This is a genomic window from Paenibacillus sp. J5, assembly GCF_054955055.1.
The window spans coordinates 406,885-423,998 of record NZ_JBUEDD010000001.1; the positions used below are offsets into that span (position 1 = coordinate 406,885).

Sequence of the window (17,114 nt, forward strand, 5' to 3'; positions counted from 1 at the left end):
TAGGGTGCTGGCAAGTGTCTCTTTTTCTTTGCCGTTAGTTGAGCATTTTTACGCTGCAATTCTCGGCACTTTTAGTATGCAATAAACAAGGGTTGTCCGGCTGAATCCACTTCCTTGCTTCTCAACTTCTGCCGGACCGAGGAGCGCATGCGACGATGAGTTAATTCGGTGTTATGCGAAGTCCTTGTCATCATTGAATTCATCTTCCAATGGGATTGTCTGTCTTTCTAATTCACCTTGAGAATCCAAATATCTTAACATTACTTCAATGACATCAATCTCTAAAGATTTCATTATAATCATATGCTCCCCTGTCATTCCAGGTGGATCCATCATTGAGTTTCCGAAGTGATCTAATAGATTCTGTGGAGTAGTCATATTTAACCACCTACGACTACCGTCATTGAAAGTAATAGTCACCTCAACTATCTTCCATTCATTAATGTCATCATCTAATTTCCAATCAATCATTTGTAATACTGGTTCTAGCACAAAATAATACTGGTCTATCCATACTTGCTTTCCATGATCTCCGACAATTCTGTATTTATCCTCATTTTTATCAATAATTTCATATTGCTTTCCTCGGGTCAGTGCATGTTTATATACACCAACACTATTACATGTAACAAAATAAGCTCCCAAAAGATCACCTTCACTAGGTCTTTATTGGTTTACAAGGATTTCTCATAACGTTCTTGTATTCATGAACCCCGAAGGGGTTGTTTACTGAAATCCCTCTCTGAAATCCACCTCGCAGACCAAGGCTCCAGAGGAGCCGCAGCTTGAATATAATGTTATACGACTGAATCACTACTTGAATATATTTTCACTTGTTCTTCAATCTGTGATTGTTAGTTTAAATCATCTTTTTTATTTCATTTATTGTGCCCACTGCAGTTGACATCAATTTACTCATAGTAGAAAATTGAACCCAAATACTTTTCTTAGATTTATTTAAGTTCTTCTGAATAGGTGGTATTGATGACAAAAGTTCTTTTACCTGTTCTATGCCCTGACTGGATTCTTCAAGTATTGAACTCACTTTATTAATAGACTCTATAAACTCAGGGTCTTGTGAAAATGATGCATCAAATTGATCTACTAAAGACACCACTTTGCTAAAAGTATCCATGAAATTATTTAAACTCGTACTTAACAAAACCACCTCAGGTTCCATTTTTGTAGCAAAACTATCCATGACCATCGCTGTTTTAGTTATTGCCATCTGAGTAAGACGTAGATTTTGTACATCGCTAAATTTTGTAACCTCTTCAGTTCTTTCCTCAAGTTCGCTGATGAATTCGTGTATCAATGTCTGTATTCCATTCATACTGATCACTAAATAAAATGAACTTTGATTGAGATCAGTGTATAAATCTAGCAATCCTTCTTCTACTTCCTCTTCTTCAAAAATATTATCTTCCTGCTTTAGCATTTCAACTTGTTGAGAAGATAGGCTGTGTCTAGAATACCATCCTTTAATTTTCATCATTAAATGCATTCTCACAAGACTTTCGAAGTTTTTACTTTCCTTATAACTCCAATAATACACTCCCTCGTCGCCCAAACTAGATCGAAAATCTTTTATAACCTGGATTTGCGCAACGTCAATATCACTTATAGATATAGGTGCGTCGTTAAAATAAAACATTATCTCTACATCTTCACCTAATTTTGCTCTATCATATGCTCTTTTGAATTCTTCAATTGTTCCTGAATCTGCACGAGAAGTTTTCGATCCAGCCCTTGACCACATTATTCCAATAAAAATGTCATATTCATCATTAATTTGATGATTAATTATGTCTTGAGCATCATTGCCCAGTACTGAAGGAGATGTGTTTTTCTCCCACTTCACAAGTTCGAGACGAAGATTATAAACATCCGCAATCATTTGATTTAACTCATCAATTACACCTTCCAACATTATTCTTTCTTCTACAACATCACTCGGAGAACCGATAAATACTTTTAATAATCTAATGTTTTCCATTTGAAGAACCTCCAAAATAGATTTTTTGAATCAGATTTATACTTCATTTTGATTCTGTCGTATAACGTGTTGTGTTCACGACGCTCGGCGTATGCCAGGTGTGTCTGGCTGAATCCACTCCTATGCCTACAACTTCTATCAGACCAAGGAGCGTCAGCGACGATGCTTCAACAATATTTTATACGACGGTACCGTCTTGGAAGAATACACTTAATTTCCGTCTCCGATCCTGTCTCTATAAAATTCGTTTTCTATTTTATGAATAAAATTCACAAACTCATCAAATGAAAATCTAATAGTATTTTTTTTATTCCTGAAAGTATAGCCTTCGCTTGAAATCTCAAAATCATTATGTGATAGTGAATCTCTAATTACTTTTATTTTTTCGATATCGCCTTCAAGAGGAACTTTTGCATTTGCATACTCTTGTTTAATCAATATTAGTGGTAAGATTCTCATTATTCCAAAGTACTGATTCAACATTATTTGATTAAATTTGAACTGTTCTTCAAATTTTTCTCTTAGCTCTTTCATTGTCATTTCAGAGGGAGCATTGTCATACTGTGAAAGAATAAATTCAATATATTTTTGATTTGAGTTTAATGTTAAAATTTGTTTCATCTTTCATTCTCCTTATGTTTTTATTGTTTTGGTGCTGCTTCTTATCTACGTATGTCACTAACTCACCCTCACGCTTGGTATTCCTGAACCTGTTCGTGAATGCCTCCTCCCGGCAGACATTCACGCCCGTCACATCAGCCTACTCTCCTCACTTCTCGCCCATCAAGCCATCCAGCGGGCTACGAATCCGCCGAACATCCTTCACGCTTACATGGGTGTAGCGCTGCGTCGTCTTGCTGCTCTGATGACCCAGGAGCTCCTGAATATACCGCAGGTCTGTTCCGCCCTCCAGCAGATGCGTTGCGAAGGAATGCCGAAGGGAATGAACGCTGACCGGTTTTACGATTCCCGCTTCCCCTTTACACTTCTCGAACAGCTTCTGAACACTCCGCTCGGTCAAGTGCTTGCGCCCATCCTGGCCTGGGAACAACCATTGCTGGGCCCTCATGCCCTCAGCATATTCCTTGATCACGAGAGCGGCGGCATCCGATAGCAGCGTGACGCGATCCTTGCGGCCTTTGCCTTGCCGCACGGTGATCGTTCTCCTCTCATAATCCAGATCATTCACACGCAGCCGAACGACCTCGCCAACCCGCAGCCCTGCCGAATACAGTACATACAGCAATGCCCGATGCTTGATATTGTTCACCGACTTCAACAAAGCCAGCACTTCTTCCGCAGACAGCACATTAGGCAGCTTTCGCTCCTTTTTGGGTCGTACATACGATGCCCCGCGCCGCTCCCCAAGCACATGCTCCATATAAAACTTCAGGGCGCTAATCGCCTGATTAACATAAGCATGGGATCTGCCCATTTCCAGGAGCGCCAGTGAATAAGCCTCAATCTCCTTCCCTGACCCAACCTTCTCCCCACCTTGCCTCCGAAACACCTCGAACCGCCGCACATGCCCACAGTAGGCTTTGATCGTCCGCTGACTATAGCCGCGCAGCTTTAGTTGCTTCACCATAACCAACGCAAGAGCTGCCTGGTCGGCCTCCCCGCCTGCCCCCTTCGTAACGCCAGCCCGATCCTCCACTTGTCCTCGCTGCCGTTCTTTCACTTGTCCATGCTGCTGATCCTCCGCTTGTCCTTGCTGCCGTTCCTCCGCTTCTCCTCGCTGCCGCCCCTCCGCTTCTCCTTGCTGCCGTTCCTCCACTTGTCCTCGCTGCCGTTCCTCTGCTTCTCCTCGCTGCCGTTCCTCCGCTTCTCCTTGCTTCCGCCCCTCCGCTTCTCCTCGCTGCCGTTCCTCCGCTTCTCCTTGCTTCCGCCCCTCCGCTTCTCCTTGCTGCCGATCCTCCGCTTGTCCTTGCTGCCGATCCTCTGCTTGTCCTCGCTGCTGCTCCTCCGCCTGCCCACGCTGTCGCTCCTCCAGCTTATCCCTCCAGAACGGACATTCCTCCAGCAATTCTCGCTGTACCTCGATGGTAGCGCCTTCAGATAAGAGCAACTGCCACAGCTCCTCCATACTGGCGAGCGTATAGGGCACCAGCCACACCCGCTCACCCGGATTCCATTGCCGCTGCTTTAGCCGCTTGATCCGCTGTACATCCTCCGCGTTATATCGCTCGGTTCTCAAGGTTAACGACATTTCATCCTTTTTACCTACAAAAACATGCATTTTCTCCTATATCCCCTCATTATACCAAAAATATCAACAGCCAACATACGAGTAAATGTCTGCCCATCCTACATAGACCAGGCTTCGTTACGCAAAATCCGAATCCAACTGCACAGTTACCTTTTCATCGATCCATAAAAAAAGAGACCCCCTGTTTGCCTGACGACAAACACAAGATCTCCAATGCTTTTGGATGGTCTATGCTCCCATAACGCCGCGGTGAGCAGAATGGGTGTTCCCTTATTGTACCTCATTTGTGGAGCCGTTCCAACACCGATCGCCGTCATTATAACAGCTTCATGAACATTTATGGAAAATGCTTGCATGCACCTTGGTTTTATTTTACAATCAAGGTGTAAACGCGCGTTCACACAAACAGGAGGAAGCATTATGCGCAGCGAAGATATTGCAAGATTGGCGGGCGTGTCACGCAGCACGGTCTCCAGGGTCATCAATAATTACCCCAATGTGCCCCCGGCAACGCGGGACAAGGTGCTCAAGGTCATCGAGCAGCATCAGTACCAGCCGAATAGCTATGCCAGAGCATTAGCTGGCAAGGCGACGAACACCATCGGCTTATTTGTCGTGAGCACAGCGGAGAAGACCGCCGGGAATCGAATTTACCGGAACAATTATTTTGCGCCCTTTGTGGAATCGGTGGTGGATACAGCTAACTCGCTGGGCTATTATGTGCTCATTCATACGCTGTATGCTCTGGAGGATTACCAGAAGGTCAAGCAGGCCTGCCTGCAAAAAAGGATCGACGGCGCAATTCTGGTCGGCACCCGCAAGCAGGTCGATGTCATCCGCGAGCTGGTCAGCCTGGATGCGCCGATCGTTCTGATTGATTATGACATCGGAGAGATCATCCAGCATCGTCTGGATCGAAGCAATGTATCCGTCATTAATTCCAAGGATTACGATGGGGCGGTCGCGGCGGTCGAGCATCTGATCGCGCTCGGTCATCGTACCATCGGCATGATCAATGGCTCCGTCAGCACATTCTCCGGCTCCGAGCGGTATAATGCCTACGAAGCCGTGCTGCACAGCCACGGTCTGCCGCTGGAGCCGCATTACATTTTGAATGGCGAGTTTCTCAAGCATAACGCCTACCATGAGGTCAAGGGCCTGCTGGCATCCGGGCAGGAGCTGCCTACCGCTTTTTTCGCAGCGAATGACGACATGGCAGCCGCGGCCTACGAGGCGTTCCACGAATTCGGCCTCTCCATTCCCGGAGATATTTCCATCGTCGGATTCGATGACGGCCCGATCGCGACACAGCTTGTTCCCAAGCTGTCCACCGTGCGAATGCCGATCGATGACATGTCCAGGGAAGCGGTGCATAAGGTCGTCGCTCTCTGCGAGCAGACGGTCACCGCCTTCAGTACGGTCAGCTTCCCGGCCCCGCTTATCGTGCGGGATTCCTGCAGACAGCTATAGCCTGGACAGCTATAGCCTGCATACTCAAGTCTGCATTCCTGAGTCTTCATCCCCGCGCAGTCTGGCAGACTTCGCGGACATGAACGGATGAAGAACTCCCTCCACCTATTCGTAAACGCGCGTTCATAACCCACTAAAGGAGAAGGATACGTATGAAATTCGGTCACTTTGATGATGCCCGCAAGGAATATGTCATTGATACGCCCAAGACGCCTTACCCCTGGATCAACTACCTCGGCTCGGAGCAGTTCTTCGGCCTGGTGTCCAATACGGGCGGCGGCTATTGCTTCTATCGTGATGCGAGACTAAGACGCCTGACCCGTTACCGTTACAACAATATCCCGCTCGACAACGGCGGACGCTATTATTATATTCATGATCAAGGCGATTACTGGACACCGGGCTGGATGCCGGTCAAGCGCGAGCTGGATTTCTATGAATGTCGCCACGGCCTCGGGTACACCTCCATTACAGGGGAACGCAACGGTCTGCGCGTCAAGCAGCTCCAATTCGTCCCGCTCGGCTTTACCGGAGAGGTTCATCAACTGACCGTATCCAACGTATCCAACGCGCCGAAGGAAGCGCGGCTGTTCTCCTTTATCGAATTCTGTCTGTGGAACGCCAATGACGACATGACCAACTTCCAGCGCAACCTGAGCACGGGCGAGGTCGAGATCAAGGGGTCGGTCATTTATCATAAGACCGAATACCGCGAGCGCCGCGACCACTATGCCTTCTACTCCGTCAATACGGAGATCGATGGCTTCGACACGGACCGCGACAGCTTCCTGGGCGCCTATAACGGGCTGGATACGCCTGCTGTTGTAGCAGAGGGTCGATCCGCCAATTCGGTAGCTAGCGGCTGGTCGCCGATTGCCTCCCATGGCATCAACATCAGACTCCAGCCCGGCGAGGAGAAGACCTTCGTCTTCGTGCTCGGCTATGTGGAGAACCCGGAGGATGAGAAGTGGGAGTCGCCAGGCGTCATCAACAAATCCAGAGCCCAAGCGATGATCGACCAATTCGCCACCGATGAAGGCGTGAATGAAGCGATGGCCGCACTCGCCTCCTATTGGGACGGCTTGCTATCCAAGTACACGCTGAACGGGCCAGACGACAAGCTGAATCGGATGGTCAACATCTGGAATCCGTATCAGTGCATGGTCACGTTCAACATGTCCCGTTCCGCCTCCTACTTCGAATCGGGCATCGGGCGCGGCATGGGCTTCCGCGACTCCAACCAGGATCTGCTCGGCTTCGTCCATCAGATTCCAGAACGCGCGCGTGAACGCATCATCGACATCGCCTCTACCCAATTCGAGGACGGCAGCGCCTACCATCAATACCAGCCGCTCACCAAGAAAGGCAATAACGAGGTCGGCAGCGGCTTTAACGACGATCCGCTATGGCTCATTCTCGGCACAGCCGCCTATATTAAGGAAAGCGGAGATTACAGCATCCTCGACGAGCAGGTGCCATTCGACAGCAATCCGAACAATACGGCTACATTGTTTGAGCATTTGAAGCGCTCCTTCTTCCATGTCATCCATAACCTGGGGCCGCATGGCCTGCCATTGATCGGACGCGCCGACTGGAACGACTGCCTTAACCTGAACTGCTTCTCCAAGGAGCCAGGCGAAAGCTTCCAGACGACGGCAAATATCGAAGGGCGCGTAGCGGAATCCGTCTTCATCGCCGGACTGTTCGTGTTCGTCGGGCCAGACTATGTGGAGCTGTGCAAGCGTCGCGGACTTCATGAAGAGGCTGAGGAGGCACGCGCGCACATCGAAGCGATGAGAAGGACGACGCTGGAGCATGGCTTCGACGGCGACTGGTTCCTCCGCGCCTACGACCACTACGGCAACAAGGTCGGCAGCAAGGAGAACGCGGAAGGCAAAATCTTCATCGAGCCGCAAGGCTTCTGCGTCATGGCTGGCATCGGCGTCGAGGAGGGGCTTGCCGCCAAGGCACTGCAGTCGGTCGAGGAGCATCTGGAGACGGATTACGGCATTATTTTGCAGACGCCTCCGTATTCCAAGTACTATCTCAACCTGGGCGAAATCTCGTCCTACCCGCCAGGCTACAAGGAAAATGCAGGCATATTCTGCCACAACAATCCGTGGATCATGATCGCCGAGACGGTGCTGGGCAACGGGGATCGCGCGTTCGAGCTGTATCGCAAGATCGCTCCGGCCTACCTGGAGGACATCAGCGAGATTCACCGCATGGAGCCCTACGTCTATGCACAGATGATTGCTGGACGGGACGCGGTGCGCCACGGCGAGGCGAAGAATTCCTGGCTGACGGGAACGGCGGCCTGGAACTATATCGCGATCACGCAGTCCATCCTCGGCATTCAGGCCGACTTCGACGGCTTGCGGATCGATCCGTGCATACCGAAGGCATGGAGCGGCTTCTCGATCGTCCGCGAATTCCGCGGCAACACGTTCAACATCACAATCTCCAACCCAAGCGGCGTGTCCAAGGGTGTCGCGTCCCTCAAGGTAGACGGCAAGCTGCTAGAGGGCAACACCATTCCGGTATCCGGCAGTGGCGGCACGTATCAGGTTGAGGTGGTATTGGGCTAACCTGTAGTAGTGGCGGTCGGCATGTTCTTGCTTACAATAGAACTAAGGAGAGCGCGCCAACGCTCTCCCTGCACAATCTCTTGAATGGTAAACCTCCAGCTAATTCCAGAATATAACCCGTTCCCATGGCGCTAACCTGGGCGGGTTATTTTCGTTGATTCACGTAAGTAAGCAGCGCCAGATACCCTATTCAAGCTATAGCTTCATTAAGCTGAAGCTCCCCGTCACGCGGCTGGTCTATGCCAACACAAGCACGTCAACGAGGGAGACCCCCGCTCTATTTGACCGCGCCCTCTGTCAACCCGGCCACGATATACCGATGGAAGAAAATATACAGCACGATCATAGGAAGCGTAATGAGCGCCAGCGCCGAGAACAGCAGCTTGTAGTCGGTCATGTAGCGGCTGGAGAAGGCCAGCAGGCCGACAGGAATCGTCTTCAACGCATCATTCTGAATGTAGAGCATGGCGAGCAGCAGCTCATTCCAGGTGTTCAGCGCAGAGAAGATGCCGACGGTCGCAAGCGAAGGCAGCAGCAGCGGGAACACGATCTTCTGGAACAAGATCCAGTCGTTGCAGCCATCCATCCGGGCAGCCTCGATCAGCTCCTTCGGGATGGAATCCAAATACGCCTTCAGCAGGAAGATGGCCAGCGGCAGACCGACGCCAATGTACGGCAGGATCAGCCCCAGATGCGTATCCTTCAGATTAAGCTGCTCGAACATATAGCTCTGGGCAATGAAGAACGATTGCAGCGGCATGAACAGCCCGAAGACAAACAGCAGCAGCATGAACCCGCTGCCGCGGAAGCGCAGCTTGCTGAAGGCGAAGGCCGCCATGCTGGCGAACAGCAGGATGCCCACCAGCGTCAGTGAAGTCACGATCACACTATTGGTCGCGTAGGTGCTCATATTGCCTATCTGCCAGGCATCCACCCAGTTCTGAAAGTTGATGCGCTCCGGCAGGGCAAAGGGCGTGGAGAAGATGTCGATGTTCTCCCGGAACGAGGACAGCAGCAGCCAGATCAGCGGATAGAAGGTTCCCAGCGAGATCATAATCATCACGAGATAATACACAATACGGGCTCGCCTCTGCTTGCGGGAAGCGATCTCATAATTCCGATTGGACTCTTGCAGCTTTAAGGCAGCACTCGACACAAAGGCACCTCCAGACAGTTCTTAGTCAATTTAATATTCGAGCGAGTTGCTTCCTCTGCTCTTCAGCTTGCCAGCCAGCAGCCCGATCGCAGCGATGACGACGGTCAGAATAACGGCCAGCGCCGAGCCATAGCCAATACTCATGTGGCTGAACACCACCTTGACGAGGTAGGTCGGCACGATTTCTGTCGCATTGTACGGACCGCCATTGGTCATGACATAGAAGAGGTCAAAGGACTGGAAGCCAGTCAAGACGCAGAGCATGATCGCTGTATCGACCAGACTGCGAATCATCGGCACCTTGATACGGAAAAATATCGTCCCTTCATTTGCCCCATCCAGATAAGCCGATTCATAGATTTCTTTGGAGATTCGCGAGATGCCGGTATAGAAGATCGTCATATAGAACCCGGCATAGACCCAGCCAGACACCACACAGATCGCCAGGAGCGCCGTGTTGGGATTGCCGAGCCATACTTGCGCCCAGCTCTCCAGCCCGATGAATCGCAGCACCGTATTAATCAATCCGAAGTCGGAATTATATACGAAGCGCCACAGATACGAGACGACGATCATAGGCAGCATGACCGGTGTAAACAGGGCGACGCGGAACAAGCTGCTCCCCTTGCGTCCCATCGTGATCAACCCGGCGAGCCCCAGACCAACCAACACCTCGACCACGACCGTAACTGCAATATAGATCAAAATATGGGTATAGGAATTCAAGTAAATGCTGTCATTGAAGGCGCGTGTATAATTGTCGATGCCCGTAAAGGACATGTCGCCGTACCCATTCCAATCGAAAAAGCTGAAGACAAACGTCATCACGATCGGCGCCAGAATGGTGAACGCAAAGATAAGGACAGCAGGCGTGACAAATAGGTAAGGCGATAATTTGCGCAAAGACATTTCGTTGCCTCCTGTTGCGTAATAGGGAAGCAGGCCGAAGACCAGCGGGAAGCAGACTGGCTGCGGCCTCTCCTGAACGGATTTATTTCAACGGAGCGATCGTTTTCTCAAGCTCCTTCAAGGCTTCCTCCGGCGTCTTGGCACCTCCGATGACCTGGGACGTCGCCATATTCAGCGCATTGGCCACCTCAATCGAGTAGCCTGTATCCGGCGGGGACACCACCACCGGCGCGTCCTGCATCAGGTCGTTCAGGCTGACGGAAATCGGGGAGGTGTTGTCACGATCAAGTCCGGTCTTGGTCATCGGCACCGCACCTGCAGCCGACAGCTTGGCCGACGACGCATCCGAGCTGTAGAGCTTCATGAAGTCGATGGCTTCATCAATCAGCGCCGATTTTTTGTTCACAACCATGCCATTCAGCACGCCGATGACGCTCTCCTGATTCCCCTTGCCCCCGGCAATCGGAGGTGTGTTGAAGTAGCCGAGCTCCAGATTCGGAGCCTGTGCTGCCGCCTCCGAGACGAGCCAACTGCCGATCGGGTGCATGGCTGCTTTGCCCGTGAGGAAGAGCATATCGGATTCATTATCAGCGATTGCATTCACGTTGTTGTTCACGTAGCCTTTATCCCAGAGATTCTGAACGAGGCTGTACGCCTTGATGAAATCATCGGTCAGGAACGGCTGCTCCAATTGCAGGGCATCGCTGTACGCTTGCTCGCCAACGACGCGAGAGATAATATGTCCAACCCAGTTGCCGGCTGTCCACAGATCCAGGTTACCGATTGTAATCGGGGTGATGCCGGCGTTTTTGACGGTCTCTGCGACATTCAGGAATTCCTCCCAGGTCGTCGGCGCCGACAATTGAAGGGAATCGAAAATGCTCTTATTATAGAAGATAACGTTGGTCACATCTCCTGCCGTAGGCACCATATACGTCTTGCCGTCCACCTTCATCCCGTTGAAGCTGCCCTCTTCGAACATCTCCCCGAGACCAGATTGCTGAAGCTGCTCTGTAATATCGGCAGCGAACCCGTCCTTGATGCGGGTATTCAACCGTTCGCCCGCCCACTCGAAATAAAGGTCCGGGGGTGTCTTGCCGCCCAGCAGATTCGGCAGGCCAATCGTTTGATACGTATCATCATCCTGATAGGTGAATTCAACCCGCATTCCTGGATGTTGACTTTCGAATTCGTCGGCGATCCCTTCCCATACTTTGATCAATGCTTCACCAGGTGAGCCCATCGCGATCCGCAGAACCTTCTCCCCGCCTTCAGCCGTACCTCCGCCGCTGCATCCTGTCACTGAGGTGACGACCACGATCAGTGAAACCAATCCCGCTAGCCCCTTCTTCATCTACAACACTCCTTATTCGTGTGGTGCCGCCACATTACAGGCAACCCGATTCATGCTGCTGCCTAGCTCCCCCTTAGGGATGTCTAAGCTACTACGCCCCCCACTCGCCTCCAAACCATTTCTTAGATAACAACTATCTATTTGTAGTAACAACTTATCTCTTATATTAGGGCGTAGGTTATCAAGGTGTCAATGAATTTTTTCGATGATAGCGCAATCATTGATTTTCATGGAATGAAACCTCTCTTCAACCTCTAATGATCCTGCTTGATCCCCGGTTATATTTTATAGAATCCATGGAAAAAGTTCACATTAATCTTCCATAAAAAATAAATAGATTGACAACTTGTTATTATTAAAAATAAAATACACGTATATGTTACTACAAATTAGGGGTGACATGACAGGATACTAAGATAAGGGAGGGCTATGGGGCAGCTTGTTTCTTATTAGATGGCGAAGCTCGCATGATGGCAAGCACAGACGAAGTGAGACAAACAAGGGAGGCATAAACATGTTCATGCAATGGAGGCGCATGATCGCCATGCTGGCAGCCGTGATGCTGATCAGCACGATGTATTCTGCGGTATCGGCGGCGGAGACGACCGCAGCGGAGCAATTGCCGGAATGGGCGTCAGCGGAATTGACGTATTGGCAAGCAGCGGGGCTGCTGAAGGGAAATGAGAAGGGCGAGCTTCAGCCCGGGCGCAATGTGACCCGTGCCGAGATGGCGGCGATGCTGGATCGAATCTTCAAATTCAACGCAAGGAGTCAAGAACACTTCAGCGATGTCTCTGCCGATGCATGGTATGCGGACGATATTAGCAAGGCTTCCGCAGCGGGCATCCTCAAGGGAACGGGCAACGGGCAATTCCAGCCGCTCAGCACCGTCACCCGTCAGGAGGCGGCAACGATGGCCGCGCGCGCCTTCGGGATCACGTTGGAAGGGACGGCGGATCACTTATTCGCAGATGATTCGCAAGTCAGCGCTTGGGCCAAGGATGCGGTGTACGCATTGAAGGCTGCCGGCTATGTCCAAGGCAGTGCGGATGGCAGCTTCCACCCGCTCAAGGCGCTGACACGAGCCGAGGCGGTCAAGATGCTGCATAATCTCATGGGCGGCCTTATCCAGGATGCCAGCAGCCATAGTGATGTGAATGGCCGCAACCTGGTCGTGAACACGGCGGGCGGCGCGCTGCAGCAGGCGAAGCTGTCCGGCAGCCTCTACCTGACGTCAGCACTTGGCGATGGCAACTTCGCGATTAGTCAGTCTGCCATTGCTGGCACGGTCTATGTCCATGGCGGTGGCGTGAACAGCATTACGATTACCGATAGCACCATCGGCCATCTGATCATCCATCGTGCTGAAGGCCCTGTAAGGGTCGTTATTGAAGGCGCTTCAACCATCGACTCGATCGTTGTAGCCTCCAGCGGTGTTCAGTTGGAGCTTGGCACAGGGAGCTCCGTCAGCAAGTGGACCCTCGAGACTGACTCCGTGTTGGTGAACGGCAAGGCGAAGACGCGCGATACGATCGGCAAAGAAGAGACGCAGCCGGGTAAGGAGAATGAATCTGGCGCTGGCAACGGCAACGGAAGCTCATCCTCCGGGGGCGGTTGGGTTTATACACCAGAGAAACCGAAAGCCACGCAGCTCTATACGCACGAGCAGGTCAAGAGCCAATTCTCCGACACAGGCGCCGAAGGTCTGGTCAAGCAATATCTGGTCTTCCTGAACGACCCGACCTACAAGCCAGCTACGGCTAGTCCGGGCGCGAAGATGCCAGATCTGGTCAATGCCAAAACCTTCGTCAACTACGAATATACTGTCAAGCCGTCGATCTTCCCTTCCATGCGGGATATTAACAGCTCGGTGCTGAATGAGAAGCGGACGACACTGTGGCTCGGAACGAACGATGGGGTAACCAAGGTAGACTTGACCTCCAATACGTTGACGTCCTATACGGCAGCAGATAAGCACCTGGCGGATAACGGCGTGCTGTTGCTGATTGATGACGGCGCAAAGGGCGTATTCGTTATAACCGAAACTGGTGTCTCGCATATCTACCAATAACAGAAAGGGGATTGGGCATGTCTAAGATGAAGAAATATCGCATCGCTCTCACCGCTACACTGGCCGCTTCCATGCTGGCTACCATGCCGATGTCATCCGTATTTGCCGCGAAGCTGCCTTCTGCCAGCTACCCGACCGTTCAACTTCAAGCAGTGCCGACCAAGCAAGTCACCTATTATAAAGCAGGTGCTGCCCTGCCGCAGATTCAGTGGATCGAGAAGGTGAAGGACCTCTCCTTCCTGCCTGCGAACGTGATTGGCGATGTGACCAGCGCGTTCCGCGACAGCTCGGGCGTCTATTGGATCGGTACCAGGACCGGACTGCAGCGCGTCCATTTCTCCGAGCAGGACGCTCGGGACATCGTACAATACTTCGCCGGACCTCGCTATCTGTATGGCGGCGATGACCATGTGACCGGGCTTGCCAGCGATGGCGCCGATGGCATCTGGGTTCGCACGGCAAGCGGAGTAACGCATATCGCGATGCCCAAGATGACCCTGCAACAAAAAACGGAGAATTATGAGCGCATTATTCGTAATGTGCATGACCGTTGGGGGATGGTGTCCTCCTCCAGCTTCAGCTTCAACGACAGCAGTGCTCCAGCCGGCGTGATCAACTACAACTCGCCGACAGGCGTATTCAGCTCCGTGCCTGCCACCTCAGACAACGACGGGCTATGGACGTCCATGTATGCGATGGGCGAGATTTTCCGGTACAGGTCGCTGCAGGAGCAGTATGGTCCTAATCCGACTGAGGAGCAGAGCGAAGAAATTCAAGCGGCGAAGCAAGCGGCTGTACGTGCTACGAAGGCTGTACTTGTACTCAGCTATGTATCTGGCCGCGGCAACGGCTTCCCGTCCCGCTCCTATATGTTAACGAGTGAATATGGTGCTCAGACCATTGACGAGACCGGATCCGTGTACAGCTTCCAGAATCAGAGCGGCTTCTGGTTCCAGAACGTAGTAGGCGACAATGCGGTGAACCCGAACGGCATTATCCCGAGCTTGAAGAAGGAAGACGCTACCCCGATCGGCTATTCCATCGCCCGTGTGACGAAGGATGCACAGACCAAAAAAGGCTCCCGCTTGTTCCCTAGCGGCGGCACGGATGTCATGAACTATAACGGTCTGGGCTTGAGCCAGGCAGCCATCGACGCGCTGAATGAGACACGCCCCGATGGACAGAAGCTCGGCACGGACATTAAGACGATCGTTGAGGTCGTTGACGGACAGCCCGTATACCAGGTGTTGCCTGTCATCACCGCGGCGACGAATAACGCCATGGCCGCCGAGGACAAAACAACCGGCATCAACAACCAGCCGCTGTTCCAGTTGACAGCGCCCGTGTATGAGCAGATCCCGACATTCTTCAACGAGCTGTTCCCTGCGTCAGTTATCGTGGATGGCAAGGTGGATATGAATCAGATCGTCTACAAAGCCGATACGTCCTCAGACGAGGTGGACGGCCACTATGCCCTGTTCTTTACCGCCTACAAGTATCTGGTCGGCGACTCCCAGGACGCTGACATGCTGGAGATGAAGAGCTACATTGAGCAAGTCACGCATCGGATGACAGAGCTGATCCTCAAGGATAATCATTACTACATTGAGGATGCAACAGGCAAGTCTACCCAATGGTCGCGCTGGTCGGCGAAATATTTCAATGACGGCCTCAAGGTGATGGAGCAGCAGCCAGCGTGGCAGCATAAGGTGGGTGTGGATGAGAATGGCGAGGATGCGTTGTCCTATGGCTACGAGGACGGGCCGCTCAAGGCGCTGGACGTCCTGGCGATCTTGAAAACCGCGATCTATATCACTGGCAATACGCACCCGGAGACGCTGCAAAGGTATAAGGATGCGTATGACCTGGCCTTTGACAGCAGCTACAGCAAGGAAGAGCCGTTCGTGAACGGCAAGGGCTACATTCAGATGGCGATGGAGTATATCGACCGTCGGCTTGTGCGTCAAGCAACCAATGCTTACAATGATAACGATAATACGGTCGTCACCCGCGACAATCTGGTCAAGCCCAATACGAATGCTAACGCGACCATCCATAATGACTGGACGCAATATATCAACTATTCGGATGAAGAGCTGGCCTGGTTCCCGACTTACATCCTGCTATTGCTGGAGGAGAATCCGGCCAGACATCAGCAGATTGTACAGGTATTCGACCAATGGTACAGTAATGAGGTGCGAGAGCAAAATCCATTCTATACCTTCCTGTATCAGCTCGCCCATCCCGACAAGAAAGATGTGGATGTGGCATCAGCTGTACGATACTTGTATCGCTCCTACGAATATATGATTGAGTTCAATGTGCAGTGGAATCGTCAGGATGTGCTGTATATTGAGCCTGGGGATCGGGACAAAGAGGAGAACAAGCAGACAAACTATGCGCTGGCTCCTGATGAGCGCAGAACCATGAAGCATAACAGCAACCCGTTCGAGAGCCGCAATCAGACGAATGGCGCCAACCCGAACTACAACTATAATACAGGCTCCATGGAAGCCGGTACAGTCTTCACCTTGCCTTATTGGCTCGGTCGTTACTTCGAGATCATCAAGGAGTAGATTCCATAGTGCACAATAGAGGAGGGGCTCCCCTCCTCTATTGCATCCATTAGAAATGCCGCTCGATGGTGTAGCTAGGGTAATCGCCGCGGAACACGCCGAAGCTGTATTCAATCGGCGTCTGGTCGGCCAGATAGGAAATCGTCCGTACCTGCAGGCAGGGCGCGCCTTCCTTGACGCCGAGCAGCTTGCGCTCTTGCTTGTCCGCCAGAATCGGCTTGAGCTGCTCTACCGAGCGGTGAACCTTATGCCCGTACTGGCTCTCCAGGAAGGCGAAGAGGGAGCCGTCCTTATAGTCGTTGATCAGGCCCGGCGCCAGACTCCATGGGATGAACGTGCGCTCGTACAGCAGCGGCTCGCCGTCGGCGAAGCGGATGCGCATAAGCTGATTGACCGGCGCCTGCAGCGGGATGCCCAGATGCTCCTGAAGCGGATATTCGGCCGGTACCACCTTGGCTTCGATAATCTGGCTCGCGGGTTCCTGGCCATTCATCAGCACATCCTCCGCGAAGCTGCGGGACTGGATGAGCTGCAATTCCTTGCGTTTGACGAAGGTGCCTTTGCCTTGCAGCCGCTCCACGAGGCCTTGCACCTCCAGCTCGCTGAGCGCCATGCGAATCGTTGTCCGGCTAGCGTTGAAGATTTTACCGAGATCGGCTTCGGTGGGCAGCTTCTGCCCCACCTCATAGACGCCGGCTTGAATTTGTTTCAGCAATTGTTCTTTAATGGTGAAGTAGAGTGAATTATGGCTACGCTTTGTCATGACAACATGCTCCTAATTATGA

General features: G+C 51.7%; 12 protein-coding genes. 4 read left to right on the plus strand and 8 right to left on the minus strand.

What is annotated here, in order from left to right; translation table 11 throughout:
* Nucleotides 1–171: 171 nt before the first annotated feature.
* The 4 genes from ACY1JZ_RS01585 to xerA all read right to left on the minus strand — a co-directional run bounded on the left by ACY1JZ_RS01585 (nucleotide 172) and on the right by xerA (nucleotide 4,235).
* Nucleotides 172–645 carry a hypothetical protein gene (locus tag ACY1JZ_RS01585; protein ID WP_462627775.1) on the minus strand — a complete coding sequence of 158 codons (474 nt, stop codon included), beginning with the start codon at nucleotides 643–645 and terminating at the stop codon, nucleotides 172–174.
* Between the two features lie 214 nt (nucleotides 646–859).
* Nucleotides 860–1,996 carry a hypothetical protein gene (locus ACY1JZ_RS01590; RefSeq protein WP_462627776.1) on the minus strand — a complete coding sequence of 379 codons (1,137 nt, stop codon included), beginning with the start codon at nucleotides 1,994–1,996 and terminating at the stop codon, nucleotides 860–862.
* A 210-nt stretch (nucleotides 1,997–2,206) separates the two neighbouring features.
* On the minus strand, nucleotides 2,207–2,617 hold the full coding sequence (locus tag ACY1JZ_RS01595; protein WP_462627777.1) for a hypothetical protein: 411 nt from the start codon (nucleotides 2,615–2,617) through the stop codon (nucleotides 2,207–2,209).
* A gap of 148 nt (nucleotides 2,618–2,765) precedes the next feature.
* On the minus strand, nucleotides 2,766–4,235 hold the full coding sequence (gene xerA, locus ACY1JZ_RS01600; protein WP_462627778.1) for a site-specific tyrosine recombinase/integron integrase: 1,470 nt from the start codon (nucleotides 4,233–4,235) through the stop codon (nucleotides 2,766–2,768).
* A gap of 390 nt (nucleotides 4,236–4,625) precedes the next feature.
* Here xerA and ACY1JZ_RS01605 point away from each other — a divergent pair, with 390 nt between their 5' ends.
* Together ACY1JZ_RS01605 and ACY1JZ_RS01610 are read left to right on the plus strand one after the other, a co-directional pair.
* A complete protein-coding gene (locus ACY1JZ_RS01605) occupies nucleotides 4,626–5,675 on the plus strand; it encodes a LacI family DNA-binding transcriptional regulator (RefSeq protein ID WP_270168572.1) in 1,050 nt (349 codons plus the stop codon).
* Nucleotides 5,676–5,827: 152 nt separating this feature from the next.
* A complete protein-coding gene (locus ACY1JZ_RS01610; protein ID WP_462627779.1) occupies nucleotides 5,828–8,263 on the plus strand; it encodes a glycoside hydrolase family 94 protein in 2,436 nt (811 codons plus the stop codon).
* Between the two features lie 277 nt (nucleotides 8,264–8,540).
* On the opposite strand, the gene ACY1JZ_RS01615 is transcribed toward ACY1JZ_RS01610, so the two are convergent.
* The 3 genes from ACY1JZ_RS01615 to ACY1JZ_RS01625 form a co-directional block, all read right to left on the minus strand.
* The gene (locus ACY1JZ_RS01615) at nucleotides 8,541–9,419 is read right to left on the minus strand and encodes a carbohydrate ABC transporter permease (protein WP_270168570.1); all 879 of its coding nucleotides are present in this window, start codon (nucleotides 9,417–9,419) and stop codon (nucleotides 8,541–8,543) included.
* A 30-nt stretch (nucleotides 9,420–9,449) separates the two neighbouring features.
* Complete coding sequence (locus tag ACY1JZ_RS01620) at nucleotides 9,450–10,328, minus strand: carbohydrate ABC transporter permease (RefSeq protein WP_462627780.1); 879 nt, start codon at nucleotides 10,326–10,328, stop codon at nucleotides 9,450–9,452.
* 82 nt (nucleotides 10,329–10,410) lie between these two features.
* Nucleotides 10,411–11,682 carry an ABC transporter substrate-binding protein gene (locus tag ACY1JZ_RS01625; RefSeq protein WP_462627781.1) on the minus strand — a complete coding sequence of 424 codons (1,272 nt, stop codon included), beginning with the start codon at nucleotides 11,680–11,682 and terminating at the stop codon, nucleotides 10,411–10,413.
* A gap of 514 nt (nucleotides 11,683–12,196) precedes the next feature.
* Between ACY1JZ_RS01625 and ACY1JZ_RS01630 the strand changes: the two genes are divergently transcribed.
* Entirely contained in the window at nucleotides 12,197–13,753 is a 1,557-nt protein-coding gene (locus ACY1JZ_RS01630) for an S-layer homology domain-containing protein (RefSeq protein ID WP_462627782.1), read from the plus strand.
* A gap of 17 nt (nucleotides 13,754–13,770) precedes the next feature.
* Nucleotides 13,771–16,329: a hypothetical protein gene (locus tag ACY1JZ_RS01635; protein ID WP_462627783.1), complete on the plus strand. Its 2,559-nt coding sequence runs from the start codon at nucleotides 13,771–13,773 to the stop codon at nucleotides 16,327–16,329.
* 49 nt (nucleotides 16,330–16,378) lie between these two features.
* On the opposite strand, the gene ACY1JZ_RS01640 is transcribed toward ACY1JZ_RS01635, so the two are convergent.
* A complete protein-coding gene (locus tag ACY1JZ_RS01640; protein WP_270168564.1) occupies nucleotides 16,379–17,092 on the minus strand; it encodes a GntR family transcriptional regulator in 714 nt (237 codons plus the stop codon).
* Between the last annotated feature and the right edge of the window lie 22 nt (nucleotides 17,093–17,114).